Origin of the sequence: Pseudomonas sp. MF5691 (genome assembly GCF_016405645.1) — a bacterium.
In the GTDB taxonomy this organism is placed as follows: domain Bacteria; phylum Pseudomonadota; class Gammaproteobacteria; order Pseudomonadales; family Pseudomonadaceae; genus Aquipseudomonas; species Aquipseudomonas shahriarae.
This window is the reverse complement of the sequence record NZ_JAEKDC010000012.1, coordinates 89,166-115,085: the sequence shown is the minus strand read 5'-3', so window position 1 is coordinate 115,085 and position 25,920 is coordinate 89,166. Positions and strand designations below refer to the sequence as shown.

Annotated in this window: 14 protein-coding genes; 5 read left to right on the top strand and 9 right to left on the bottom strand. The window is 56.4% G+C overall.

Annotated elements, in window-relative coordinates:
* Positions 1–66 precede the first annotated feature (66 nt).
* From JFT44_RS18090 to JFT44_RS18050, 9 genes are all read right to left on the bottom strand, one after another.
* Positions 67–582 (bottom strand): hypothetical protein, encoded by a 516-nt coding sequence (locus JFT44_RS18090; RefSeq protein ID WP_198799046.1) that lies wholly within the window; start codon positions 580–582, stop codon positions 67–69.
* Between the two features lie 236 nt (positions 583–818).
* A complete protein-coding gene (locus JFT44_RS18085; protein WP_198830999.1) occupies positions 819–2,615 on the bottom strand; it encodes a P-loop NTPase fold protein in 1,797 nt (598 codons plus the stop codon).
* A 396-nt stretch (positions 2,616–3,011) separates the two neighbouring features.
* Positions 3,012–4,202, bottom strand: a complete 1,191-nt coding sequence (locus JFT44_RS18080; RefSeq protein WP_198799044.1) for a GIY-YIG nuclease family protein — start codon at positions 4,200–4,202, stop codon at positions 3,012–3,014.
* A complete protein-coding gene (locus JFT44_RS18075; protein ID WP_198799043.1) occupies positions 4,195–6,312 on the bottom strand; it encodes a DEAD/DEAH box helicase in 2,118 nt (705 codons plus the stop codon). The genes JFT44_RS18080 and JFT44_RS18075 overlap by 8 nt, the downstream gene beginning before the upstream one ends.
* Complete coding sequence (locus JFT44_RS18070; protein ID WP_198799042.1) at positions 6,309–7,370, bottom strand: YhcG family protein; 1,062 nt, start codon at positions 7,368–7,370, stop codon at positions 6,309–6,311. Before JFT44_RS18070 ends, JFT44_RS18075 begins: the two co-directional genes overlap by 4 nt.
* Positions 7,367–10,132, bottom strand: coding sequence for a DNA methyltransferase (locus JFT44_RS18065; RefSeq protein WP_198799041.1), 2,766 nt, complete (start codon positions 10,130–10,132; stop codon positions 7,367–7,369). The genes JFT44_RS18070 and JFT44_RS18065 overlap by 4 nt, the downstream gene beginning before the upstream one ends.
* A gap of 379 nt (positions 10,133–10,511) precedes the next feature.
* A complete protein-coding gene (locus JFT44_RS18060; RefSeq protein ID WP_083294000.1) occupies positions 10,512–11,804 on the bottom strand; it encodes an HNH endonuclease in 1,293 nt (430 codons plus the stop codon).
* Positions 11,805–12,134: 330 nt separating this feature from the next.
* Positions 12,135–17,267 (bottom strand): RecQ family ATP-dependent DNA helicase, encoded by a 5,133-nt coding sequence (locus JFT44_RS18055; protein ID WP_198830998.1) that lies wholly within the window; start codon positions 17,265–17,267, stop codon positions 12,135–12,137.
* 368 nt (positions 17,268–17,635) lie between these two features.
* On the bottom strand, positions 17,636–18,556 hold the full coding sequence (locus JFT44_RS18050) for a restriction endonuclease (protein ID WP_069673153.1): 921 nt from the start codon (positions 18,554–18,556) through the stop codon (positions 17,636–17,638).
* Between the two features lie 361 nt (positions 18,557–18,917).
* On the opposite strand from JFT44_RS18050, the gene JFT44_RS18045 reads away from it, so the two are divergent.
* The 5 genes from JFT44_RS18045 to JFT44_RS18025 all read left to right on the top strand — a co-directional run bounded on the left by JFT44_RS18045 (position 18,918) and on the right by JFT44_RS18025 (position 25,913).
* Positions 18,918–19,880: an ATP-binding protein gene (locus tag JFT44_RS18045; RefSeq protein ID WP_198830997.1), complete on the top strand. Its 963-nt coding sequence runs from the start codon at positions 18,918–18,920 to the stop codon at positions 19,878–19,880.
* Complete coding sequence (locus tag JFT44_RS18040; protein WP_198830996.1) at positions 19,881–21,113, top strand: hypothetical protein; 1,233 nt, start codon at positions 19,881–19,883, stop codon at positions 21,111–21,113.
* Between the two features lie 80 nt (positions 21,114–21,193).
* Complete coding sequence (locus JFT44_RS18035; protein WP_233098385.1) at positions 21,194–23,308, top strand: hypothetical protein; 2,115 nt, start codon at positions 21,194–21,196, stop codon at positions 23,306–23,308.
* A 7-nt stretch (positions 23,309–23,315) separates the two neighbouring features.
* Positions 23,316–24,005: an OmpA family protein gene (locus JFT44_RS18030; RefSeq protein ID WP_169989877.1), complete on the top strand. Its 690-nt coding sequence runs from the start codon at positions 23,316–23,318 to the stop codon at positions 24,003–24,005.
* A gap of 75 nt (positions 24,006–24,080) precedes the next feature.
* A complete protein-coding gene (locus tag JFT44_RS18025; RefSeq protein WP_198830995.1) occupies positions 24,081–25,913 on the top strand; it encodes a hypothetical protein in 1,833 nt (610 codons plus the stop codon).
* Positions 25,914–25,920: the final 7 nt, after the last annotated feature.

The following is a 25,920-nucleotide window of genomic DNA, read 5'->3' as shown; positions in this document are numbered from 1 at the left end:
GTACGGGAATTTCATTAGCCGTTTGCGAGCGAAGCTGATCAGCTTCGTGATGGAAAATGAGGTCTGTCACTCTTGGTATGCCTCCCATTCACTCCACACTTCGCGGATGGCGGCTATCTGAATCTTTTCAATTTGTGTGCTGGAGAGCGCTTTCAGACTGCCTCCCAACAAGGGACGCATGTGCTTGTCGGTCACCGATTCAACGAGAGAGTACAGTTCCTTCTCGGCCTGCTCGACTTGGCCAGGTGATTCAGCTTTTGCGAACGCATCGTTCGAATCGAGCACCACTTGTCCAAACACGCATTTGGTGACGTACACCAGCATCATCTGTACAAGCATCTCGTCAGTGATGCTCGCGAAATCAAACTCTTGGTAACCCTCTAGGCATTCCGAAAGCGCCTCGTTCATCGCAACCCGAACGCGATCAGAATCGCCGTCCTCAGTGGCAAGCGCCTGCACGATCATGTCGATAGCAATGTCCGTGTCCTGGCCGTTCAACGCAGCGAGATCCAGCCCCAGAGGGGAATGCCCTTCCCTCAATGTGGCCATCGCACCAAATAAGGCTCCACCGGCTCCGGCCATGGAGCCAAACCGGGCAGGTCCAATGCCACTGCCACCGGTTGCACCGCCTGCATAGCTGCTTATCGCAGAGCGAAGGTAATCGCCGTCTCCTGTCGAGACGAATCTCCCCAGATTTGTGCGGAAGTCTTTAAATCGCTGCGGAGGAGCCTCGGGTACCTGCTGCCCATCGGTGTCCACCCACCCAGGCACAAATGGAGAATTACCCCCAGGCCCTTTGCTTGACGTAGAGGTTCCCATTACTTCTTCTCCCGCTCCTTGTACCAGCTCGCGCCCTTAAGCTTGCTGCTGAGCCAAGGCCGAATTTTGTCCGGCATTACGGTGTGAATGAAGTCCGATAGCAGCGCACCGGCTTCGGGTGACTTCTCGGCAAGCAACTGCGCACCGTCGAAGCCGACTGGCTTGCTTGTCCACTCAGAATGCGACCGCATCGATTCAATTAACTGGGTCATGACGGCCGCGTGCTCACCACCGGATATGGTTTGTAGAGCAGCTTTTGCAGAAGGTGACGAGGTGTTGGACGTCCGTTTGAGCACAGCAAGCGCTTCAGCCGCATCAGCAGAAAGACCTGCGCGCAATACCCGTAAGGGAGTGGTTTCCCTGCTCAGATAAACGACCGGACGAAGGTCTACAGTCGAAAGCTGCGGTTCGAGCCTGATCCAATCTCGCACGAGGTCTACTTTGGTCCATAAATCCGGACAAGCCTCCGTAAATTTCACGGGGTCTTCCAGTAGTCCCTCCAGTTCGGCCAACACTTCAGGTTTGCCGCCGGCAGCACTATTTATCATCGAGTAAAGATGGGCGACCGCTTTCTCCTCCATGCAACGCTCAAAAAGAGCTACCTTGGCGATTAGGGCCTCGTTTACAGGCATTTCACGCAGTGCTGCTACCCGTACCCTCATTCGAACGACGTTGAGCATACGCTTCACGATTCTGGGGTTACCCAACACGGAGCTGGAGCTTGCGAGCATTGGCGCAATTCGATCAGCAATCGGAAAAGCTTCGGCAACTTCCACAGGCACATTAGAGCCCAGCAACTCTAAGGCCCTCTCTGTGCTGATGGGCTCGTCTCTCCATGCCTTGCGCAAGTTATCTTCAAGCCCGACTCTCAAGGCCTCGATGTGCTCGCCAGGGACCTTGTTACCGGCCGAGGCAAACAGCATGAATAGGTACGCCCGAACCTCCTGAACGCCCAACCTTGGCACACGAACAGGCACTTGAATAAGTTTATCCAAGTAATCAGTCACATGACGATCACCAGGATCTTTGAAATGCTCACTGACCGAATGGCGAACCATCTCCTCATCTGCCGCCACGACAAAAGCCGTATGGTTCATGAAGAGGAATAGACGCAAAGCCTCCAAGGTATGGATCGTCTGCTTGGGCAAGCAGCGATCTAAGTTGTCGACAAAAACGACCAACGTTTTGTCGAGACCAATGAGGACATCTGAAAACTCCTTTCGGAACGCCTCGATCTGTTGGGGGGGAGTTTGCTGCTTTTCTGGGCCAAGCAGCCCGGTAAAGCTGTCCTTCGCTTTACCACCTTCATCTTTGAGAGTTCCTAACGAGTCATGATCCGCTTCACCGGAAAAGAGCTTCCCCAGAGCTTCCACCCCTTTCGCACCAAAACCGAAAGCAGGCATACCCAAAGCAAGCGCTCCACCTTCGACCATGAGACCAAGCATTCGCATTTTGTTGGCCCGCGCAAAAAGCTTCTTCGCTTCAGGTAGAAAGCTGGTTTCTTTGGCAGCGTCGATAAGGGTGGAGGCGATGACCTCCATCAGCGCGGCGCGGGAGTCATCGAAGCCCTGATACAACCAGGCGTCAAAACGAACGACGACGAATTCAGACGCTCCCTGAGGAGGGTTCAGTCCATGCTCGATCAGATTGAGCAGCGTGGACTTCCCGGTACCCCAGGAACCGAACACGCCTACGGTAACCGGACGCATGGACGGATCACGGATGACGTCCACAACAAGATCGGCCACTTCTGAGTAATTCAGAAAATCGTTTTTTGTATCGACATCAGCCCACATCTGAGCCTCCTTGCTTGCGGAGCATCCCTTGCTTACGAGCTGGACTTACTGCCACAGACACGCAGCATCGCTTTCATAACCGCCATCATTCGTTAAAAAGCGATTCAATGCCACTATTTCGACATCTAGTGAATAACACCCCTTCCTATAAGTCCGTCGGGCCGTATAGTCGTAGGCAAAAGCTCAGGAAAGAGAAAACGTAAAGCAGAACGAGCGGCGGCATGAAAGCCGGGATCTGTAGATATCGTGCATACCATACTGACATCGGCAGTAGCGCCACTTGCAGTAAGCAGAACAATTTAGCGGACGCCCAGAGGAGTTTCGGGATCAGACTAGATCGATGTCGCGTGCAAGCGCGCGACATCGATCTAGTCATCGTTTACCTCATCAGTGTCTTTAGCTGACCAGGCGAGCCGAGTGGGGATCGTAGACCACATCGGTAATTGACCCATCTCGAATGCGCTCAACCGCTTCATCAATCACATGCAGCGGCACCAGGAACCACTCCCTAGGTTTGACTGAATGGCCGAAGCGGTCTTCGATGGTCAAGTCCAGCTGCGCTGCGCCGAACAAGCGGTGGAAGATGTTTTCCAGCCGGGTGCGGTTCAGGTTGTGAAGCTTGTAAGTTGCGACCACTTCCACATCGGCCAGCAGGTAGGTGGCATCTTTCGCCGCCGCCGAGATACGCGTTTCCACTCGGCCACCGGTTACGCCGATCTTGTGGATCAGCTCGCGGTGCTCGGCTACGTAGGGATGGTTGGACAGGCTGCGTAGCACATAAATGGTGCCAGTCTCGATGTCGTCCGGCTCGGTTATGTCGCTGAACAGTGGGCCAGAGTCTACCTTGATGATCCGAGACCCTGCACGCCCGTCACCGTCTTTGTAGAGCGCCCGCTGCAAGGATCGTAATAGCAGATCGCTTTCTGTCTCATTGGAGTAGATGACCCGCAAACGCCCATTCGTCTCCGCATTCGGCGTCTTGTAGGTGTCTCCCACCTCGGCGACATAGGCAATGAGTCCGCTCAGAATGAAGAAGTCCCCGACCTCGATGCTGGCGTTCTTGCCAAAGGGCTTGGTTACCCATAGTTTTTGCTTGAGGCCTGCTTCCACCTCGTCAAACAGTGGCTTAAATCTCTCAAAGTCTTTACATGGGTTCCGGGCGGCAATTTCTTCTGCCGCCTTTATTGCCGCACTGGAACGCACATGCCGCAGCACGGTGATGTCGTCCTGGTCGACGGACTCACTGCCGATGCCCAGCTCGGCGAGCAAGGCATCCTCATCCAGGTCATTCACATTTACCGTGGCTACCGCAGCACCTGACAGTAGGCCGTGACTATCCAAGCCTGCCAGTAGGGCTTGTGCTTCCGGTAAGTTGCGAAGCTGATCCAGGCGCACGGCGTACAAGCGCTCGAAGATGTCGCGGTCTTCGCCGTGTAGTGGGGCGCGGCCATGGGTCTGATAGAAGCGCTGAATGTCCTCGAAGCCCGCGATGATGCGTTCTTCGCGAGGGGTTCGAGTGGCTGTCTTAAGCGAGGGTACTTCTACCCCTAGCGCATTTAGCAGGTCGTCATCGTTCATTTTATCCATTGGCGGATTCTCCCTGCGCCGCTTTGGCTTGGGCGCGGTAACGTGCGAACGCAACCACACCTTCAGCCATTCGTTTCTCCCAGGCATCGGCGGAGTTGATGTCTGGCAGCCGGCCGCGCTCGCTTTTGAACTGCAGGGCGCGCATTGCCAGGTCTCGTGCTTCGTTTTCGGGAATGCTCACCTTCTTGGCTGCAATACTGGCCTGCACCTGGCGCAGGGATTTTTCATCCATAGCCTTCGCCAGCACCGCATAGGCGGCATCAAAGGGGTTAATGCGGTCGATCAGATCAATGTCTAGCTCGCGCACGTTAACGAATTTGCGCACGCCTTCCAGCAGGGCCGTACTGCCTTGTAAGGTGTCACTTTCGTTGGCATCGGCCTGAGCCAACATCAACTTGGCCTGCTGGGTAATATTCATGGCAGCGATGGCATGCTGACGGATTGCTTCCTGGTCGACGTCGCTCAAGTCGGGGTAACGCTCGCGCACGATCTTGCCCATGCGCAGTTGGGTCAGCTCTTCGGGTAGGGTATTTTCCTTGTCGAATAGGCCGCGTTCCAGCACAGTTTTGTCCTGCAGGAAGCTGGTTACCACCTCGTTCAAGTCTTCTTTGCAGATGCGCGTGGCTTCTGTGCTTTGCGGCGTGGTCAGACCGTTGATTTCGACATGGTACTGACCTGTGGTTTCATTCACACCCAGATTGGTGCCACCTGATTGATAGCCCTCACCACCGTTGTAAATGAAGCCTTCTTTCGGCCCAGTATCTTTCGGGGTGAACTCATAGCGCGGGGCAAGCACCTGTTCCATCAGTAGGCTGGCGGAAATGGCCTTAAGCATATCGTTCACTGCTTCGGCTACAGCCGCTTGGTCGGCCATAGGCTCAGCGATCAGGTTGGTGAAGCGCGAGCGTTCCTTGCCCTCGGCATCACGCGTGGCGCGGCCAATGATTTGTACAATTTCGGTCAGGCTCGAACGATAGCCGATGGTCAGTGCATGTTCGCACCAGATCCAGTCGAAGCCTTCCTTCGCCATGCCTAGTGCGATGATCACATCCACGTTGTCGCGGTTGTTCTTCTGCGTAGGATCTTTCAGTGCACTGAGCACTTTGGACCGCCTGGACGCGTCGCTGTCATCCACCAAGTCTGCCACTTTCAGCGTGCGACCGTCCTTGGTTTTGATGAGGTGGAAGCCGGTGGTCGGGTCGACACCCTGCCAATCGCCCAGCGCACTCATGATTTCGTTGACCTCGCGCTCCTTGTCTTTGAGGCTTTCGCGGGCATTCACATTGGGAATATGGATGATGGTTTTCAGTGCTGGGTCCAGCACCTTGGCGACGGCATCTACATACTTGCCGGTATAGAAGAAGTACCCGATGTCCAGCGACTTGAGCCAGCGGTAGCCGTTGAGCTGCTCGTAGTAGGTGTAAGTCACCGTCTCAAACCTGGCTTCTTCCGCTGGGGCCAGCACGGCCTCGCTGTCGCCACGGAAATATGAGCCCGTCATGGCCACCAAATGCACTTTATCGCGGCCGATAAACGCGCTTAGCTGGCCGCCCAACTTGTTGTCCGGGTTGGCGGAAACGTGGTGGAATTCGTCGATGGCGATCAGGCGGTTGTCGAAGGCTTCGATACCTAGCTCTTCCACGGCAAAGCGGAAGGTGGCATGGGTGCAGACCAGCGTCTTGTCGGTGCTTTTCAGGAAAGCGCGTACGGCTTCCACCTTGGATTTGGCCACACGCGGCTCATCGATGCCAGGAGCATTGCATAGGTTCCACTGCGGAGCCACTTGCCAGTCCCAGTAAAAACCAAACTTGCTCAGCGGCTCATCGGCGAAGCTGCCGCCAATGGAGCGCTCCGGCACCACGACAATTGCCTGTTGCAAGCCCTGGTTATGCAGCTTATCCAGGGCGATAAACATCAGGGCGCGGGACTTACCTGATGCAGGGGGCGACTTGATCAGCAGGTACTGTTCGCCGCGCTTGGTATAGGCGCGCTCCTGCATGGTACGCATGCCCAACTCATTAGCTTTGCTGGAAGCCCCGGTGTGCGCCGTGGTGATGGATACCGATGGCACCGTGTAAGTGTTGGTTGGGTTGTGGTTCTGTTCGGTCATTGCGAGTCGTCGTCCATGGATGCGTCATCACTTGCCAGTTCGCGCTCGATTTGTTCGATGCTGGGCAGGCTGGTTTGCAGCTCTGCTGGCAGGGACTCCACCAATTGGTATTCGGCCACACCGATGGGGCGGGCGTTATCACGCAAGGCATATTCGGCCACTACCTTGTTCTTGCTCTTGCACAGCAGCAGGCCGATGGTGGGGCCGTCATGTGGGTGCTTGAGCTGGGCATCCACTGCAGTGAGGTAAAAACTCAATTGGCCCAGGTGCTCGGGCTTGAACTTGCCGGCCTTGAGTTCGATCACCACATAGCAGCGCAGCTTGAGGTGATAGAACAATAGGTCGATGAAGAACTCGTCACCGCCCACATCCAACAGCACTTGCTGGCCAACGAAGGCAAAGCCTGCGCCCAGTTCCAAAAGAAACTCGGTGACATGTTTGACCAAAGCGTTTTCGATCTCGCGCTCCTGCGCTTCCTCGGTTAGGCCGAGGAAGTCGAAGCGGTAAGGATCTTTCAGCGACTCGCGGGCCAGGTCGGACTGCGGTTTGGGCAGGTGGCTCTCGAAGTTACTGACTGCCTTGCCACTGCGCTCCAGCAGACGAGTCTCGATCTGCATCACCAGAATGTTGCGCGACCAGTTGTGCTCGATGGCCTTGGCGGCATACCAGCGGCGAGTTTCGGGGCCTGGCAACTTGTCCAGCAGCACCAGATTGTGACCCCAAGGCAATTGTGCAGCAGCCTGCTGCACAAATTCCGCGTCCGGCCACGCCTCGGCAAAGGCGCGCATATACTTGAGGTTGCGTGGCGAAAACCCTTTCATATCGGGAAAGGCTGCGCGCAAATCCTGTGCCAAGCGCTCGATTACCTTGGCCCCCCAGCCCTGTTGTGCCTGCCGGGTCAAAATATCGTTGCCGATTTGCCAGTATAGCTGCACCAGCTCTCGGTTCACCGCCAGCGTGGCGCGCTGCTGGGCATTATGGATGCGACTTTTGAGGTCGGCCAACCAGTCGCCGTAACCTTCGGGCGGCGTGGCTAGGCTAGCAGGAGTGTCGCTCATGCCTTTTTCCCTCGTGGCTTTTTCGGCGCAGCCTTTGCTGTGTTTGCTGTCATCTTGGTGTAGAGGTCAAACAGCTTTTCCAATCGCTCGGTGCCATTCTTAAAGCGGCGGCCGATATAAATGCGCTCCAGCACTTCATCGTTGCGCTCGTGGGCTCTGCGAAGGTTGTCCGGCATAGTGTCCGGGTCATACAGGTCGGCGATTGTGGCGGGGAAATGTGCTTCACGAGCCAGCAAGATGTTTTCGGCGCAGGCAGTTAGATCAGCTTTATTTTGCTCTGTTAGCAATGGAACGGGGAAGGTATTCCAGCCGAGGTTGCTTGAGTAACGGATACGTGTTTCCAGCTTGCCGCATATAGTAGTGATCCAAGTCAGATGTAAGCGAGAAGCAAGCACAGAAAAGTCGACCAACGTTCCGTCGTAGATCGCGTGAGCGAGGTGCGTAATCACGATGTCCGGTGCGAGCAATCCAATAGGAAGGTACTCCCGCCGCTCCGATGACACTTGAGGAACAAGCAATTGGGACGTTTTGCAGGCGTTCCGATATCGAAACTGATGCGGCTTCTTGATAAGCGTCGCGGCCACTTCGCCGCCGCTCTTGCGATATCTGGTTACATCTTCTATTCGTGAAGCGACGGGCGGGATGCTTTTCGCTAGTGGCAAATCTTCGTCATCAAGCCATAAGCAGTAGCGTGTAATACCATCCACGTATTCGCTGGTCCCCGACACCTTCCGCAGCTTTTCCTTTATCAGGGGATGGTCGCCCGTTAACTGACGCGCCTCCTGGACAGTTAGAAATAGGTGCCCGCCGTCATATGCAGCGTTACCCGTAATCATGCTGGAAAGCGCATTGGCGTTCCGTGACTGACTGGCAATGATGATATTGGGGCCCTCCACCAAGTATGGATTGATGTTGGTGACTTGGCGTCGCGCGACGTCCCCATAGATATATTTCGATCCGACAAGGTTCTTTGTCAGACCGAGGATCGTGCATGACACACCAGCCTTGCGCTGTGCATTATTCGACCACTTGAAGGTCTCATATGCGAATTCAAGCTCGCAACCGTTCTGATAGACCAATGGCCAAAGTACTGGGACATGCGTTCCCTGCACCACTGAATTGGTAGTGACTAATGCCGCCTTGGTAGCATGCTCCAAGAAGCGGCATGCGTTGAGGATAAAGGCGCAAATGTAGTCAAGGTTTTTGTGCTGCCCGCCGCGTCCAAAGACACGAGCCATGTCGTTCTTCTGCTCGGCGGTTTGTTTTTTCCCTCCGATATATGGTGGATTTCCGCAGACATATGTCTCGCCACCTTCGTTCTGGAAGTCGATCTCTGCCTGATCCAGCGGCGTGCTGAATAAATCATCAGCAAGTACCTTCACCCCTGTCCCGGTTGGCGGGCAGATGCTTAACCAATCCAAGCGCAGTGCGTTCCCACACACAATCCAGTTCTGCGAGTCCAGCGGCAGAAACTCGGCCAGTGCATCCTGCTGGCCGCGATACAGTACGTCGCACTGAAATTCGGCAATGATCAGTGCCAGACGGGCAATCTCTGCTGGAAAGTCGCGCAGCTCGATGCCGCGGAAATTGGTCAGTGGGATTTCCGATTTATTGTTGGCCTCGCCCCTGCGGTGATTGATTTCCGCCTCTATCTCACGCATCTGCTTGTAGGCGATGACCAAGAAATTGCCGGAGCCGCAGGCCGGATCGAACACGCGAATGCGCGCCATACGTTTGCGCAGGTTAATCAGTTTGGCCTTGTTGTCGCCTGCTGCGTCCAGTTGCGCACGCAGGTCATCCAGAAACAGTGGGTTCAACACTTTCAGGATATTGGGCACGCTGGTGTAGTGCATACCGAGAGCGCCGCGTTCCTCATCGTCGGCCACAGCCTGAATCATGCTGCCGAAGATATCTGGGTTAATTTTTTGCCAGTTTAGGTTGCCAGCGTGCAGCAGGTAGGTGCGCGCCATCCGCGTAAAATCGGGCACTTCTGTACTGCCGGAGAACAAACCGCCATTCACGTAAGGGAAGGCGTTGGCCCAGCTGGGTAAGCGAGGCTGAACAGTGGCTCGCTCGGCCAACTTAATGTTCATGGCGCGGAAAATTTCAGACAGCACCTGATGGGTGTTAGAGCCATCGCGTTCGCTGTACTGCTCAACCGTTTTGGTAAACAGGCCATCGCCATTAAAAATGTCGGTGTCTTCAGCAAAAAAGCAGAACACCAGCCGCGCCATAAAATGGTTCATGTCGGCGCGGCGCTCGTCCTTGGCCCAGTCAGGGTTCTCGTTCAGCAGCTCGACATATAGCTTGTTCAGGCGGCTGGTGGCGCGCACGTCGATGGGGTTGTCCTTGATCTCCTTAATAATGGAGATACCGGCCAAGGGCAACAGGAAGCCGAAGTGGTTGGGGAGGTCCGGGTAATCGCAGGTGATGGTTTCACCCGTGATTAGCTCTTCGGCCTCAAGCGTTTGCCCATCGGTGGCAAGGATGAACTTGGCTTTGGCTTTTGTGGTGGCAGGGCTGGCGCGCAATGCCTTGAGTGTTTCGCCTACGCTACCAGATTCGCATGCGGCGATATGGATGTTGCTGCGCAGTAGCACACCGCCGGGCACGTCGGAAGCGTTGTTGTTGCCGGCACGCAAGCGTTTGAGGGCTGTTTCCTTATTGCCAAAAGCGGCCAGGAAGACAAACGGAAATTCCACCGCGTCAAAGGGCTCAAGGGCCAGGTCCGAAATAGCGGACTCAATTTCTACTGCATTCATGATTTACCACTGTCCAGATCGCGTATGCACGATTACGGCGGATTAAGCCGATAATTTTGCGGATGATGGCTAGACCACTTGAGGGCTTCAACCTTCGTGCCGGCCACGGCCTGACATGATAACCCCGATAGCCTCGAACAAGGTCGTACCGCGTGTGGCGAAAGCGGAGCTACTGGAGCGGCGATGGCCGCATTGCAGCTGGATCACAGCAGTGACAGAAGAAAAACTTAACCCAATTCTGGAGTTTAGTGGGGACAGCACGTTTGGGCTAAGCGCAGAGCGAGCCACGGTGATGCAGTAGTTCGTTCATGGCCAGCCATCCGGTGATTCGTTCAGGGCAGAAAATTTAGGAGGTGGTCACACATCGGGTTAGAGCGGATCAATTCCGGAATAGGTTTTCACGGTGCCATGTCAGATAGGAGCGATGGCGCGGCTCGATCTGCCGTAACCTCAATGCAGGGCTCAAATGGAGCGCCGCCGCTGTCGCTGCATCTACTTCAGGGCTCAGCAAAATGTCGCCATCGTCATCAAAGCTGATCAAGCCTTGATCAAAGGCCAAGTCGAGGTTAGGGGTCAGAAGCAGTCCATTGAACTGATCAAGTCGCTCGGCATGGTTCGCTGACCGCCAAGGCTTGATATGCGAGGCACGCAGCAATTGGGGAATGGAGCACTCGGTTACTGAGCAACCGCCCCAATAAGCCACAAGGGAATCGCGATAACGGCTTTGACCGATACGAGCTTTGATCAAAGCGTCTCGCTCTGTGTCAGTCAGAGCTACCTCCCCCAGATCGATAGTCATCGCAGCCGGCGTAGCCGGCATAGCTGGCACTTCGTCAGGAAGGGACTCGTGACCAAGCAGAGATTGGACAAGAGCATTCATTGCTGCAGTGTCACGAAAGCCAAAAGCAATCCCATAGTTTATGGGCGTAGTGCCGCTATGGAGGCGCTTGGGAAAACCACGCAGGTTGCTGTTGTGGTAGTAAGGCTCCGCTGGACGCTCGACACCGGTTATCTCGGACCATTCGACAAGCTTTGAAGCATGCATGGGATGCAACACCAACGGTGCACGCGTCGATTGACCTGCCCCCCTCTTGACATAAATCGGCTCATCCAACGCTGGATGCATCAGGCGGAATACTTTGTTTCCCGGCAAGGGTGTCAAAACAAATCCCGCTTGTTCGAGACCGCTTACGATCTGTTCAACGGTTAGCGCATGCCCGTTGAACTGGCCAGGCACAGGTGAGGCCGTTGAGAACGGCTCTCCATTCGCGGATTGATCAAGCGAGTACTCGTTGGGCCATTTGACAACACGGTTCTTAATTGGATATGTCTTCAAAAAGCCTGGCGCTTGCAAACGCGCCAGCGCGGGTTTTCCGACTGCCTCCCAAGGGGTGTCAGCGCCAGCAACGAGGCGTGAGAAGCTGATGATGGGCCCGTTTTTCTGCGCAATTATCCAGGCGAGACAGGCTTCTGCGCGATCACGGGTACCGCTCTTGTTGCCCAAGCGTATCTGGCCATCTGCGATGATCCATAGGTCGAGACCTGAGTCATGCACCGCCAGTACAAACTCGGCGAAATCATCACGGACGGCCGTAGGCCAGTCTGCGGCAAGAATTGAAAAGGGTGAGCTTCGCTCGAATTTTTTGACAACATCTTGCAATGACGTACTCATTTTCGTTCCCTGAAAGGGCAATATCGAATGGCCACACCCTAAGCAATCCAGCTACAAACGTCTACAGCTTCGATACATCGTCGAGAACGCGTATCGGCATGGAATCAAGCAGCTTGAGCAGCACACAAGTCGGCTGCGGCCAGAGGTATGCATCGATGCAACTCCATGACGCCTCGCGCGGCGGCTCTATTTGCATACCCTCCAGCAGAAGTAGCTGTTCCCGGCAAGCGCCGGCAGAGAGACGATATGTAATCTCACAAGACACGTCCATAGTGTGGTCCTGTACAGGTAAAGTATTCGCACATATGTAGGCGCCGAAGCGCCAGAACATTACCTCGGCGTCCCGCTGATTCTAGGAATCACCACCTCCCACATGTCCATTTTCAGAGCAGGTCGAAACTGCAGATCAGCCTCATCGGCATACCGGGCGATTATCCCTTCCACATGACACTGGTCTATCTCTACGTTCGCTTTGAAGTTTTTCGCAGTACGACCAACGACTCGCCCTTGGGCGTCCTGAAGCAAGTACCGCTCGCCATCGCGCGTGAGCAGAAGGGGGTGGCCCGTTTGTAGTTCGGCGATCGCCCGGTGTATCTGATGCGTCGCAGTGCTTCTGCCGGCAAAGCCGATGTCTACGTCAGCCAGCGAAAGCTGAATGTAGGTGCGAGACAGTCGTGGATCGAAATCGCCGGCAAAGCTTTGTACCAAGGCACCGTGTGAAAGCTTGGGACTGAAAGGATTTCCGGACTCGAACTCTCCCAAGGTCAATGTTTGTTCCGCCCGCGTCATGCCAACGTAGTAGAGGCGGCGATCGGCATTCAAGTTTTGAGATGTGCTGCTCCAGGCGCCGTCCAGCAATCCGACATGGCGAAACTCCAGGCCTTTGGCGGAATGTACGGTGCCAAGGTACAAGCCCTGCCTTCCTTGTTTGCGAAGTGCCCGCGGGTACTCGTATAACCAGTCGATGATTGACTGTGAAGACAGCTGGCATTCGCCCATTTCCTGAACAAGGCACAGGAGGGCTGTTTCAAAGAACTCTTGCCAGTGCGGATCATCCAGGCTCGGCCGAAGCGTAGAGATGACCTCCGTCGCCGTCTGAGGCTGCTCGATCAAGCGTAAACACCCTATCCCTTTCAGGAAGCCCCGCTGGCGCGTTAAAGGGATTGAGTCCTCATTCTCGGAGGCGAGAAAATAAGGGACCTCGTTGAGTTCGCACCAGGCTTGGACCGGTTTGAGATAGGCATGAGTTCGGCCCAGTATCGCGCATCCGTTCCAGGTGCCGTTTTCCTCCAGTGAAATAAGCCGCGCCAGCTCAGCCGCCATAGCTTGAGCCTGTAGGTTGCCATTGGACCGGTCAGCAAAAGGAAGCTGGATTCGCAGCACCTTACCCGCCCGGGACGGATCTCTCGCCTCCCATTGCCCACCTGCGGGTAGCTCCCGGCGAGCCTTGTCGATGGTGATGGGATGATCTGCCTTCATCCGGCCTTCAGTTTCCCCGATCACCCGGTTCGACGAATTGATGATATTGGCGGACGAACGATAGTTATCCACCAAGTAGGTGACGCTGGCATCGTAGTTGTCGCGGAACTGCTCGATGTACTGATTGCTGGTATGGCGCCAGTCGTAAATATTCTGATCGTCATCACCAACCGCCAAAATGCATAAGCGCCCGTCCTCTTCTGCATTGCGCCCAGCCAACGCACTGACTAGTCGGTACTGCATCTCATCAATGTCCTGGTACTCGTCAACCATGATGTAACGGTAGCCACGCAGCAGTTGCTCGCATAAGTTGTCCTCACCGGTCGCCCGACCACCCTCCTCCAGCAAGTGCACCGCATCGGTGATTACCTGAGTCAACCGCTTCTCATCGACGGGCTCACCGCGCTCGAAGCGGGTGCCGGTCAATCGCATCGACATCGCGTGGTAGGTCAGTACGCTGACACCGTAAGCATCGGCTCCAACCAATGCTAACAAGCGCTTGCGGATTTCATTGGCCGCATGCCGGTTGAATGCCAAGGCAATGATGCTGCTGGCGGGTACTCGGCGCACGCGCAACAAGTAAGCAATCCGATGGACGATGACACGTGTCTTGCCAGACCCTGGACCGGCCAGAACTAATCGGTTGACGTCATCGTTGTCGGCAACGACCAATCTCTGGACGGTACTCAAGCAATGGGTGATGGCCTTCCAAGACTGCTCGCTGGTTGCGAGTTTCAGAACTTCTTCGCGCTCATTGAAATATTCTTTGATGAAGTCGCGCTTGGGGTTGCCAAAGTACGCCAGTACCAGCCTGAGCGCCGGTTCCATGTCATGGATTCCGCGCTCGGCATATTCACGCATGACATGCACCTGAACACATTTTTCCCGGTAATGTTCATCGAGCTTCGCGTAATCGTCCTTGTAAAACCCCACCTTCTTTTCAGCCTTTTCGCCGTCCACTTTGATTGTCATCGCACGCCGCATGACGGTCATACCGTGGTTCAGAGTCAGGATTTCCTGCTGGTGCATATACAACAGCACGTGCTCCACCGCTCTGCGAAACTGACCTGCCGGCATCGTGGATTTCAAGACCAGATCGCCCTCAAGCGTGGCGACCAGCTTGCCAAAGGTGGTATCGACCATCAGGTCGCGGGCTCGGGCACCCGGTGGAAGTTGGGAGATGAGGTAATTAAGCAGCAGCGTTGCAATGGTGCGGCGTTTCTCACCAAACGCACTGATACGCTTCCAACTATGACGGCCGGTAAAGCGCAGCTTCAAATGATCACGATTGATCGGGCGAATTTCGAAGGTGCTGCGCTGTTGGCTTTCACCGTCGCGATCCTGGGCCAGACTCTTGAGCAGCCTGAGTACCTGAATGGGATTCACATCGTCGCGCTCCAACCTGGCCTTCAATGCGGTGTTGAGCTGGGAAAGGTTGATGTCTTGCCATTCACCATTTTCTGCATCTGGCGAGAGTTCAGGCAGCAACTCGAACAATGCCTTTTCAAGTTCCAGCGATTGCATGAGCCGCTGATTGGATGAGCCGACGATGCCATGCCGGACAAACACCGTCAGCTGAGAATCATTGATCAGGATTCCCATCTGCTCCATCTGCTTCAAGGCCCCGGCAACCTCCTCCAGCGACTGGCCGGTAAGCGTCATGAGTTCATCGGTGTTGATGCGTTGGTCGGCCTTGGCCTGAAAAAGGTAGTTGAGGATTGCCTTGAATTCGGCAAACCTGCGTTGGGGGAGTTTCGCCTCCACGAGACGCGCCTGCGATTCTTCAAGGGTGAGCGCAGCGCGGGCGGGAAAGATACGCGTCTGGTTTTCTTCACGGCGCAGAAAATCACTACGTTCCAGCCAAGCGATGGCCGTCACCACCTTGGTTTCGGCATCACGATCTTCTGCCGCGAATGTCGTTTCGACAGTTGCATCCAGCAGAATCTCGCCGGCCGTAATAACCAACTCTCGTCCTTTGCGCTTTGAAGTTTCCCCGCGCAGCTTTTTCAGAATTTGCTGGATATCACGAAGACTGAGCTTGGAGCGCTCGCTTATCCCAAACTGCGCTTCAATATCCTGTGGATCGTAGAGCAGCACGCAGCGGGCGCTTTCCTGATCTCGACCGGCGCGGCCAGCCTCCTGCAGGTAGTTTTCAAGTGAGCCGGGGATATCCGCGTGGATGACCAGGCGGACATCCTTCTTGTCGACCCCCATGCCGAAGGCGTTGGTGGCAACGATGACTCGAAGCACCCCTTTGATGAAATCGTTCTGAATGTCGGTCTTCTCGCCAGGCGGGAGCCCTGCGTGGAAATACTTGCAAGCCCAACCCTTCCCAACCAGAAACTCCGAAAGCTCCTCCGCACCTTTACGGCTGGAGACAAAGACCACGGCCCCTCCCTCTTGGGTGACCAGATTGTCTTCCAGCAACTGCTGTGTACGCTGGCGTTTTTCCGACTTCTGACACGGGACAACTTCAAAGCGCAGGTTGACGCGTTCGTGCGAGCCAATGAACTCCTTGAAAGTAATGCCAAGGGTGTCTTGGAAATGCGCGCGGATGTCCGCCAGTACGTCCGGCTTGGCTGTCGCAGTGAAGCATCCAATCGGAGCGAGCGGTTGGTCTCTGTGGTATTCACTAATGAAGCGCGAGGCATACAAGTAGTCAGGGCGAAAATCATTACCCCACTTTGACAGGCAGTGGGCCTCGTCGAAGATCCAGGCGCCAACCTGTCGCTGCCTGAGGGCCCGGCGAAAAGTGTTGTTGCGAAACTGCTCAGGCGAGACGAGCAGCACGCCGATGTCACCCATCTGGATTTTTTCCAGGACATCGGCTCGCTCAGGGAGAGTCAGCAGACCGCTCAGGGCGGCAGCACATTGGACGTTGGATGCGATCAGCCCATCTACTTGATCTTTCATCAGCGATTGGAGCGGCGAGACAATGATCGTCAGGCTGCCATTTCGGTGATAGCGGTTCAGGGCCGGCAGTTGATAGCCGATTGACTTACCGCCCCCTGTGGCCAATACGGCAAGAACGTTTTCACCGCGCATACCAGCAAGCGCCACATCATGCTGGCGAGACCGACCATCGCTATCACGACGGAATTCGTCGTGACCGAAGTAGCGTTTCAACTCCTGGACCGGGTCATGCTCGGAGCTGCAGTACTCGCACTCCTTTTTCCCACAGGGGGTATCGCGCAACTCTCCAATGATTCGGCCGACCTCGGGAAACTGATGCCTCACCCAAGGTGCGAGCACCGAGTTACCGCCAGAGACGCGAAGCCAGGCGAGCGCATAGGCATGTGGCCAGCGCAACTCATCCCGCTCCAGATCATTTTCCAACAAGCTGAAGAGCCGGGTCTGGCAAACTTTGTATTGCCGTTTGAACGCCGGATCAGTCTCGACCAGAAGCTGCGTGATTGCCGCGCGCAGCTCTTCGAGAGGAAGCGCAGGGGTCTGTGTAATCGCCTGGAATATAGACTCAAGGTCACTACCTTTTGCAGCGATCAATGTTTGGTAGCACATTAGCTCCCGTACATTCATCAACTTCAGATCGGCAAACGCGGCCTGCTGGTCCTGGAAAAGCGTAAGCGTTGAGCGGCAGTCTCCGAGCGGGGAATTCAAACTTTCGCGGATGAGCTTGTAATCTTTGATCAGCCGGTGATACGGATTTTTTGGAAAAGCCAGCGGCGACAAGCGCAGGGTATCGACTACAGCTAGGTCATGCAGCGCCAGTTGAGGTGCCTGGGACTTGAGCAATGGCAGGTCGTGGTCGATCAGGTTGTGCCCAAGTACACAGTCTGCCCCCTGCCCCAGTGCATCCAACTGAGCAAGCGCCGCCATTGGATCTTTGGAAATCTTGAGCTCTAACTCTTGGCCTGTAGTGGGCCGCAACGCCCCGACCATTATTATTTTGGCCGGCTTTGACTCAGTCGGAGGTACCACCTCCAAATCGAAAATCAAAGCGTTCGGAATTGCTGATTCACTCATACATCCAGAGTCCTTTCTGACCGCGAGGCATGGCCAAATTTTAGCGTTACATCACGATACATGATCGGATGCTGATGCAGGACAGAAACGCATGAACTGCGCAGGCCGAGTAGAAAGATGCTCAGCGCCCCGATCCGATCGTTGACCGACTTCTACCTGTCGCCATCTGCAGCTATGGGCAGTTCACTGCCAATCATGGTTACGAAGCGTGCTGGTCAGTTCGAATGCAAACGAGTAGTCAAGTGGAGTGCTGTATTCCAATTGGTATTCCAACCAAAAACAAAAGTCGATATTAGTTTTATAAATCAATAGCTTACTGAGCAGATTAAAATCACCCCGGTGAAGCAATCAACCCACCTCCCCCACCTTCACTCCCCAGAAAAGTAGTCACTATCCAGCTGCTTCACTTCATAAACCTGCTTAACACTAACCCCCAAATTGTTCTCAACCATCAACCGAGCCATCTCAACCCCATCGATCAGCACCACTTTGATATCCAGCCCAAGCGCCGCCTCCCGGGCCCCCACGGAAAAATCCGAGGTGGTGATAAACACCCCCTTACGCGCCCGCTGCCGAGTCAGCGCACCGATAAACTTATCAATCTCCGGCCGATGCACCGTATTGCTCCAGCGCTTGGCCTGCAGGTAGATCACGTCCAGCCCGAGCTTATCCTCATTGATAATCCCGTCGATGCCATCATCATTAGTAGCCTGGGTTGCCTTGCCGGCTTCTTTACGCGAGCCGCCATAGCCCATGGCCAACATCAAATCGACCACCAGCTGCTCAAAGAAAATCGGACTGGCAGCCCTCACCTGTGCCAGAAGGTCTTCGGCGAGCGACTGAATAAGTGCCTGGTGAGCATCAGCCAGTTGCTCATCCGGGGTCGTCTCGGCGCGCTCCACAGCCACACCCCCCATCACGCTCAGCACCTCGGTGGTCTGGGGTTTGGCGGTGTGGAAATCGGCGAACTCAGGAAACTGCTTCAGCCAAGTCACGGTGATGCGCGCAGGGCCGTTGGCCAGCGCTTGCCGACCACGGTCGGTGATTTGCACCATGCCCTTGCTCGGGATAGTCAACAAACCTGCTTTGTTGAGATACGTCCTAGACCAGCCCACGCGGTTGTTGATCACCGTTTGATGCCCAGATGGCAGCCGCTCCTTGCGCTCATCTTCAGTTAGCTGGAGTACATCAGCGATGCACTCGCGAAGTGCGCTAAGCGGTATCGCAACACCGTCCCGAACAGCCTCCAACACGGGGCGCATGACACTTTGAAAATCCGGGATCGACATCGTTTTTCCTCTTCGGTCGTCGCGACGCTTTCAGGACGGTCGTCGTGAGGGTTGCTCACGCTCATTCGGCATGATGCCGCATTGATATCTTCGCGCAAAATGCCAGTTCGCAGTGGAAGCAGCAAGCCTAGCCCCAACCGGCTTACGAGAATAAATCCGACGCGCTTTTCTTTTACATCCACCTCAAGTACCGTCGCAGCCGGTCGATACAAGCAAATGGCCACAATTCATTTCGCACCCATCACCTCGACAAATGGAATTCTCGTGTGAACATTCCCCTGCGCCGCACATTTGCTCTGCTCAGCCATTCGCCCTCCGGCCTGGTCATCTGCCTGCCCCATAACCTGAGGCAGAGCTGAGCATGTCTTCCAGAGAATACCTGTACAAAAACCTTCGTCCTGAACTCGTCGCTCCCGACGCACCCGCCCTAGCTGACGCCTGTGCACCGCAACGCAGCAGCGAACCGCGCTTCACCCTTGAGCGGGACGTGGTGCTCTCGGCCAGTAATCGTCAGCAACTGGATGAGGCTTTAGTCAAGATTCGCTATCACGACGTCATCTATGAGACCTGGGGTTTCGCGCAGGTCGACCCAAACGGCAGAGGCACGCTGCTCAATTTTCATGGCGCCCCAGGGACCGGCAAGACCCTCACCGCCGAAGCATTCGCCGGCAGTATCGGCAAGCGGCTGATCAATGCCAGCATCGCTGACCTGGAAAGCAAGTTCATGGGTGACACCTCGAAGAACATCGTCAGCCTGTTTGCCGCAGCGCGCAACGAGGACGCGGTGCTGTTTCTCGATGAGGCCGATACGCTGCTCGGTCGTCGCCTATCCTCAGTGACCCAGGGCATCGACAATGAAGTCAACGCGATGCGCTCGACCCTGCTGATCGAGTTGGAGAAACACCCCGGGATCGTGATTTTCGCCAGCAACTTCGCTCGCAATTACGACTCGGCGTTCGTCAGCCGCATCTCTCAGCATATTCATTTCGAGCTTCCAGGTGATGACGAACGTCGAGCGATCTGGGCCAAGCTGCTGGTCCAAGGCATCCCTCTGAGCCTGGTGCGCGAAGATCTGATTGAGGCGCTAGTGCAGCCCTCTGCCGGTCTCTCTGGCCGGGAAATCCGCACCTGCCTGCGCCTGGCGTTGCCCAAACCCTTGCTGGAAGGCGGCGGTGGACGGCTGACGCCTGAGCATGTGCTCGGCGCCATCGAGCAATTGCTCCTGACACGCAATGACATAAAAGTTTCCACACCTGGCGAACAGACCGGGCGTACCGATATCGCACGCAAATTGTTGGGCGTGAACTCAAGGAGTGACGGGTAAATGGGCTGGTTAAGCAAGATCAAAGGTTTTGTCAGCAAAGCGGTTCAGGTGGTCAAGGAGAAGGTCGTAGAGGCGGTCAACTGGCTGGCTGACAAGGCCGAAACCTTCGTTGGTGAAGTCAAGCGTCTATACAAGGCCGCCAAACCCTATATCTCCAAAGCCCGTATGGTGCTGAGGACCATCGCCGCGAATGTGCCAATCCCTTGGGTTCAGGGCATCAGCATGGCGCTCGACAAGGCACTGGCTGTCTTGGAGCATCTGGATAACCATCCGCTTATAGCCAAGGTCGATGCGGCGATCAAATGGGTTATCGCCCGCGCCCGCGACATCAAGCGCCATCTGCTTAACGATCAGGAAGTCAAAGAAGCCGAACAGCGTGCCGCCGACCTCGAAGCCGCGATGGAGCACGTTGATGAGTCGGGCCGCCAAGCGCTCGAAGGCCTGGCCATGAGCAACCGCTACGAGCTGGTTCGTGCTCGGATCAGCCGACTGGTCGAGGATGAAGCGTTCGTCAACTTCGAGCACTACCTACGCATTCGAGCTGTGCAGAAACTGCTGCCCCTGTACGAAGAGCAGATGGAGCACGTCAAAGAAATTCACAATGTGCTGGATGAGCCGCTGTTCATCATTCAGATCGCCAGCCAGTTGATAGAAGGCCACGCCGAACTCGATGACGATGCCATGGAGCGCCTCGACAGCTTGACCACCGCTCGATTCGGCAAGCCGGTGATCCCGTTCGTGTTCGAAGAGATGATCAACGTGTGGGGCTTGGACCTAAAGCAGCATCAAGACACCTGGGAGGAGTTGGGCAAGCGCGTGTCCCGCGACCAGGTGATCGTCAAGCGCCTGAACAATTTAGCGAAGCTGGAACCACTGCCGGTCGAGGAGGCCAAGGTGCTCACCGACCTCGAAAAACTGTTGCCTACCGACGAGGCCCGTTTGGACAAACTTGCCAGCGATGTCCTCGCCAAGCGCAACTATGTCTATGCAGCCGAGGGCTTCCTGCAATTACTGGAAAATGACGAGCAGCGCCTGATCGACCAGGACCGTGAATACCTTATCGACGACGGTTTTGAGGTGGGTGAACTGCTGATTCGCTGCGCCCAAAACGGCGAGAAGTGGGAGAACCTCAAGCGCGAGGAACAATCGCTGATCATCAGCTTCGCCAACATCTTCGAAGCCGACTGCCGCAAGCGTGCCGAACAATTCACCCAGGTTGAGGTGGCAGCGTGAGTGGCACAGTTCTGGAGTTCCTATCGCCATCGTTGGGGAACCCGTTGGAGTTGGTATTCTGCACGGTGATCATAGGTGGCATGCTGGTTTCGCTGATCACCGCCGAGGTGTTCGGCCGCGCTCCGGCTTGGGAGCGCAACTGGCAAGGCGGCACGCACAAGGGCGCGCTGGACATCGAGCACGGGGCACTCGGTGAGTTGAACCAGGCAGTGGCCACTCTACCCGAACGCATCGTAGCCAATATGCCGGGGCTGCTGTTAATCGTCGGCTTGCTGGGAACCTTCCTGGGCCTGGGCATGGCCTTGGACAAAGCCTCTGGAATCCTGCAGGGCAACGCCGATTCTCTGAACGCAATGAGCGACTCGTTGGGCCAGCTCACGGGCATGATGAAAGACTTGGGTACCAAGTTCAAAACCTCGACCTGGGGGATCATCGCTTTTATCGCGCTGAAACTGTGGGACTCTGCCCGCTGGTCCGCTGAAAGCCGCCGGACCGGCTGGTGCGTCGACCGCATGAAGCGCGACATCGACAACCGCCGGGATCAGCACAAGAACGCAACCGAGCTCCGTGACCAACTCACCCGGCAGGCCCTGGCCGCCGTCGGTGAGCAACTGGTGCAGGCCATTGCCGGTCAGAGCCAATTGCTGGGCAATGAACTCAAGCAGCTTAAGCTGATCGAGTTGAAACGCGGACAAACCTGCGATGAGCAGTTCGCGCGGACCGCCGCCAATCTGGACGGGCAACTGCAGCAGCTGCAACAACTCAGCGGAGCGGAAGGCTATCTCGCGGCACTGGCTCGCTACGCCGCCCACCTGCCGCGCCTGGACCTGCTCGAGGGCCAAGGAGAAACCCTGCTGGGCCTCGACGCTGGCCTCGGCCGCCTACAGGCGCAACTGGAACAGTCGAGCCAGCAGCTCACCGGGCTGGGGCAGACACTCGAACACGGCCACCAGTTGACGGAGCGCCTACAACAGACCGCTACCCTGCAATGGGAGCACGCGCGAGATGAAAGTGAGCGCCGTGAGCGCCAGAGCCAAACCTTGCTGGCGACCCTGACTGGGCAGCATGGCGCGCAACTCGACGCAGACCGCGCGCAGGCGACTCATCTGCAAGAGCGGTTTGATGAGTTGGCCACACTTTCGACTAAAGGTATCGAAGCGACACAGGCAGTTGGCGCGCATACACAAGCCAGCCAGCAGAGCCTGGAGTTGTTCGTCACCACCAGTACCAACAACCTCAATACGCTCGAGCAAGCCGGCATTACCATGGGTAAAGCCGCGAAGCAGCTGGCCCAATCTGCAAGTGCCTTGGAAGGCAGCGTATTAACCATGGAGAAGAGCGTCGGTGCGGCCATCGACAAGCTCAACGATGACTTCCATGCCCACCTGCAGACGATGCAGGGCAGTCTCGATGCCAACATCTCACGCCTGAGTGACGTAATGAACGAGCTGCAGACCGGGATGATGGATAACGTCAACCGGATGAGCCAGGACTTCACTCACAACACCACGACGATGTCGGAGAACCTGCGATCGGCTACCGACAATATTTCCGAGGCCGTAGTCCGGCTCTCTGGCGAGGTCAATGAGGTGATGGCGAGCGTGAGCCGCAACATCGAAGGGGCCAACAGGGCTCAGACCAACGCCAGCGCGATGTTCACGACGACCAACGACGAGCTCAACGGCGCCATCAGTCAGATGGAAAAAAACATGAGGACGCTGGGAGAACAGATCACTCAAGGGCTGACTGATATCTCTGAGAGTAATAGGAACATGCGAGCCACGGGCAAGAAGCTCGAACAGTTGAAAGAGCTGCCCGATAGCTTTGACAAGCTGCATGGGCATTTCCAGGAACTGCTCGCCCAAGGCACGCAAACCTTGCTAGTGCTCGAAAAACTGGCAGGTGAGCTGCGCAGCGACCCGCACCAGCGCGGCCAACTGCTCAGCGAAGCGGTGAAAAACCTGGCGCAGCTGTCCTCCCAACTCAAGACGCTGACAACCAGCACGCAGCAAGGCACGCAGCAGGTCGCCAACCTGCCCCAAGCGCTGGCGGAAAAGGTCGGACAGCAGTTCTCCAATCACCTGCAACCCCTGCAGCAAGCGGCGGGCTCTACGGTTGCCCTGCTCCAGCAGATGGCCGATCAAGCCCAGCAGTCGCTGGCACGCAAGCCTTCCGACGAGCCTCTGACAGCGTGAGACGGCCATGAAAGAAAAACCCAATGAATGGGTCTCGATCTCCGACCTTATGGCTGGGGTAATGGCCGTAGTGATGCTGATGCTTGTGGTGTCGGTGCTGCAGAACAAAGCGGCCGAGGCTGCGATGGCAGTTGAGAAGCAGCAGATGGAGGCCGCTCGTCAAGAAGAGCGCAGCAAGGGCGACGCAGCCCAGCGGGCAAGCCTGAGCAAACTGCTGGCCGCTATGCAGTCGGACCTGCAGCGCACCGGCGAAACGGATCTGGTGGACATCGACATTCAGAACCGCCGTCTGACCCTCCCCGATAATGCTTTCGCCCGAGGTAGCGCCTGCATTACCCCCGCAGCCAAAGGCGCACTGACCCTGCTCAGTGCACGGGTGGCCACCTTCATCCAGGATTACGGCCAGGGGCAAGTGCTGGTAGAGGGGCACACCGACAACCTGCCGGTTTCCCGCCCGGTCACTGACTATGAGCGTTTTTGCACGGTGTATGACGACAACTACACCTTGTCTGCCGCACGGGCACGCGAGGCTCGCAAGCTACTGATTCAGGCACTTGAGCCACAGCAGGCACTGCGCGTGGTGGTGGCAGGCTACGGTGACTCACGCCCCAAACCGGGCGTGGATCCTGCCAGTGCTCTCAACCGTCGAGTGGAGGTGCAGCTGGTAGTGGCCACGCAGCTGCCGACGGCAAATTAGCGCGATGCAGCCCACGTTCTATATTGGCCGGCTGCTCCCCTGAACTTGATTTAGACACCGAGAGGTAAGGACACGATGGCAACTACAGGAATCGATTGCGACGACGAACTCTTCGCCAGCCTGCTCAGCGCCAAGCCCGATGAGGTGGACATGTTGGTGGACATCATCACCGACTTCTCAAGAGGCCGCGCCGGTCTGGACGCGGACGTCAAGAAGCGGCTGGTACAAGCCAAGCACAGCTCCCGACCTGCCGGCTACGACCAACAGCAGCTCAAGCTGCTGGGGCACGAACTGCAGCAATTCGGCGGGCACTCGGCGATGAATCTGACGCGCCGTTTCCTGAAAAAGTCTGCTGTGTCCTATGCCGAAATCGTCAACGACGTTTATCAGAAGCTCAATGGCAGCGACGCAGCGAGCCGGTCCGTCGCCGACAAGGAACGTCAGATCGCCTTGGCGCTGTTCGGTGCCGGTTGGCGCGAATTGGCGCCTAACGATCGCTTTGAGCGCGCCACCAGTACCAAGGTGCTGGCCGGGCTGTTCAACCTCAAGGACGCGCTCTCAGTAAGCTCTGGCACCGCGGTCGGTCTGTCGGCAGCAAGCAGCGCGGCGTTGTTCACCGTGGCAACCACGGGGTTTCGCCTGAACCCCATCGGCGCCGTAGCTACAGCTGGCTTCGGCCTGCATAGCAGCATTGCCGAAGCCTACAGGGTGACCGTGCCATTTGTGGCCCAGATGGGCTGGATTCGCCTGCACCGCGAAGCGCCTGCGACACGTTCACCGGCACCGGCACCGGCACCGACCAATGTAGCTCCCGCCTCCACGCCGGGAAACTCAGAGCTGGTTGTGCAGAACGGCCAGGGCGAAACACTGCTGAAACTCAACACGCTGCAGCGACCGCCTGCAGGCGTACATCGTCCGCTACCCACCGACCAGATCAGCGCGCTCAGCCCGTTGCTGGCCAATGTGCCGGGGCTTGCCGCGTTAGGAGAGATGTCCAGGGGCAACTATGTAGTTTGTAGCCTGCCCTTCGAGACATTGACCAAAAACGCCAACAATGATGGCAGCGTCAGAGCTTTCGTCCGTACCGGTGGCAAGATCAGCGAGCAGGCCAGCCTGTCATTACCGGAAGACCTGCAGAACGTGCTGCTCAGCGGTGCGGTGTGGAACGTTGTGTCCTCAGCCGTGGGCCAGAAGCACTTGCACGATATCAACGAGAAGCTGAACGCCATTAAATGCCAGCTCGACAGCGTGCTGCGCGAACTGGACGAAGCCCGCTGGGAATCGCTCGCCGGAATGGTCGACTATACCCAGGACCTGCTCGACCACTACGCGCAAGACGGCATTAGTCACTACGCTGTGCAGACCCTCGAAAGCCAGCACAGCCAGATCACGGCTCTGAGGCAATTCTTCGACCGCAAAATGAAAGAAGAGCTGGACGTCGCCCAGGCTGTCGAGGCCGACAAGCTGTTCGGGGCAGACAGTGCCCGCCAAGCGCTGAAAGGCAGCCTGGCGAAGATGGAAAGTTGGGTGAGCGGATACTTGCAAGCTACTCAGTTGCAGGTTGTGAGCAGCGCCTTGCGCTATATGGCTGATCCGCAGCAACGTCACTGCAGCGCTGCAGCCAAGGTACTTGAAAGTCTGGGGCAGCTCGACGCTATCGCCACCCAGAGTCGCAGTGTGTACAGCTCGCAGATGGAACTGACCAGCTCACGAGTCTTCAGCCTCGATAGCACGCTAAGCCAAAGCTTCACGGCGCAATTGGACAGCATTGCCGGTTCGCTGGCACAAGGTCCATTCGACACCCGCCAGCTGCACCAATCGCTATTCAATCAAGGTGAACACCAGGTGTTGCTGCGTTATCAAGATGGCCAAATCGCCGAGGCGCAGCTGCTCGAGCGGGCGATCTGATCAAGGG

Excerpts from the sequence above, each read along its gene's own strand:
- JFT44_RS18060 (WP_083294000.1), bottom strand. The coding sequence starts at position 11,804 with ATGAGTACGTCATTGCAAGATGTTGTCAAAAAATTCGAGCGAAGCTCA.
- JFT44_RS18065 (WP_198799041.1), bottom strand. The coding sequence starts at position 10,132 with ATGAATGCAGTAGAAATTGAGTCCGCTATTTCGGACCTGGCCCTTGAG.
- JFT44_RS18030 (WP_169989877.1), top strand. The coding sequence starts at position 23,316 with ATGAAAGAAAAACCCAATGAATGGGTCTCGATCTCCGACCTTATGGCT.
- JFT44_RS18075 (WP_198799043.1), bottom strand. The coding sequence starts at position 6,312 with ATGACCGAACAGAACCACAACCCAACCAACACTTACACGGTGCCATCG.
- JFT44_RS18035 (WP_233098385.1), top strand. The coding sequence starts at position 21,194 with ATGCTGGTTTCGCTGATCACCGCCGAGGTGTTCGGCCGCGCTCCGGCT.
- JFT44_RS18025 (WP_198830995.1), top strand. The coding sequence starts at position 24,081 with ATGGCAACTACAGGAATCGATTGCGACGACGAACTCTTCGCCAGCCTG.
- JFT44_RS18040 (WP_198830996.1), top strand. The coding sequence starts at position 19,881 with ATGGGCTGGTTAAGCAAGATCAAAGGTTTTGTCAGCAAAGCGGTTCAG.
- JFT44_RS18085 (WP_198830999.1), bottom strand. The coding sequence starts at position 2,615 with ATGTGGGCTGATGTCGATACAAAAAACGATTTTCTGAATTACTCAGAA.
- JFT44_RS18090 (WP_198799046.1), bottom strand. The coding sequence starts at position 582 with ATGGCCGGAGCCGGTGGAGCCTTATTTGGTGCGATGGCCACATTGAGG.
- JFT44_RS18070 (WP_198799042.1), bottom strand. The coding sequence starts at position 7,370 with ATGAGCGACACTCCTGCTAGCCTAGCCACGCCGCCCGAAGGTTACGGC.
- JFT44_RS18055 (WP_198830998.1), bottom strand. The coding sequence starts at position 17,267 with ATGAGTGAATCAGCAATTCCGAACGCTTTGATTTTCGATTTGGAGGTG.
- JFT44_RS18080 (WP_198799044.1), bottom strand. The coding sequence starts at position 4,202 with ATGGATAAAATGAACGATGACGACCTGCTAAATGCGCTAGGGGTAGAA.
- JFT44_RS18050 (WP_069673153.1), bottom strand. The coding sequence starts at position 18,556 with ATGTCGATCCCGGATTTTCAAAGTGTCATGCGCCCCGTGTTGGAGGCT.
- JFT44_RS18045 (WP_198830997.1), top strand. The coding sequence starts at position 18,918 with ATGTCTTCCAGAGAATACCTGTACAAAAACCTTCGTCCTGAACTCGTC.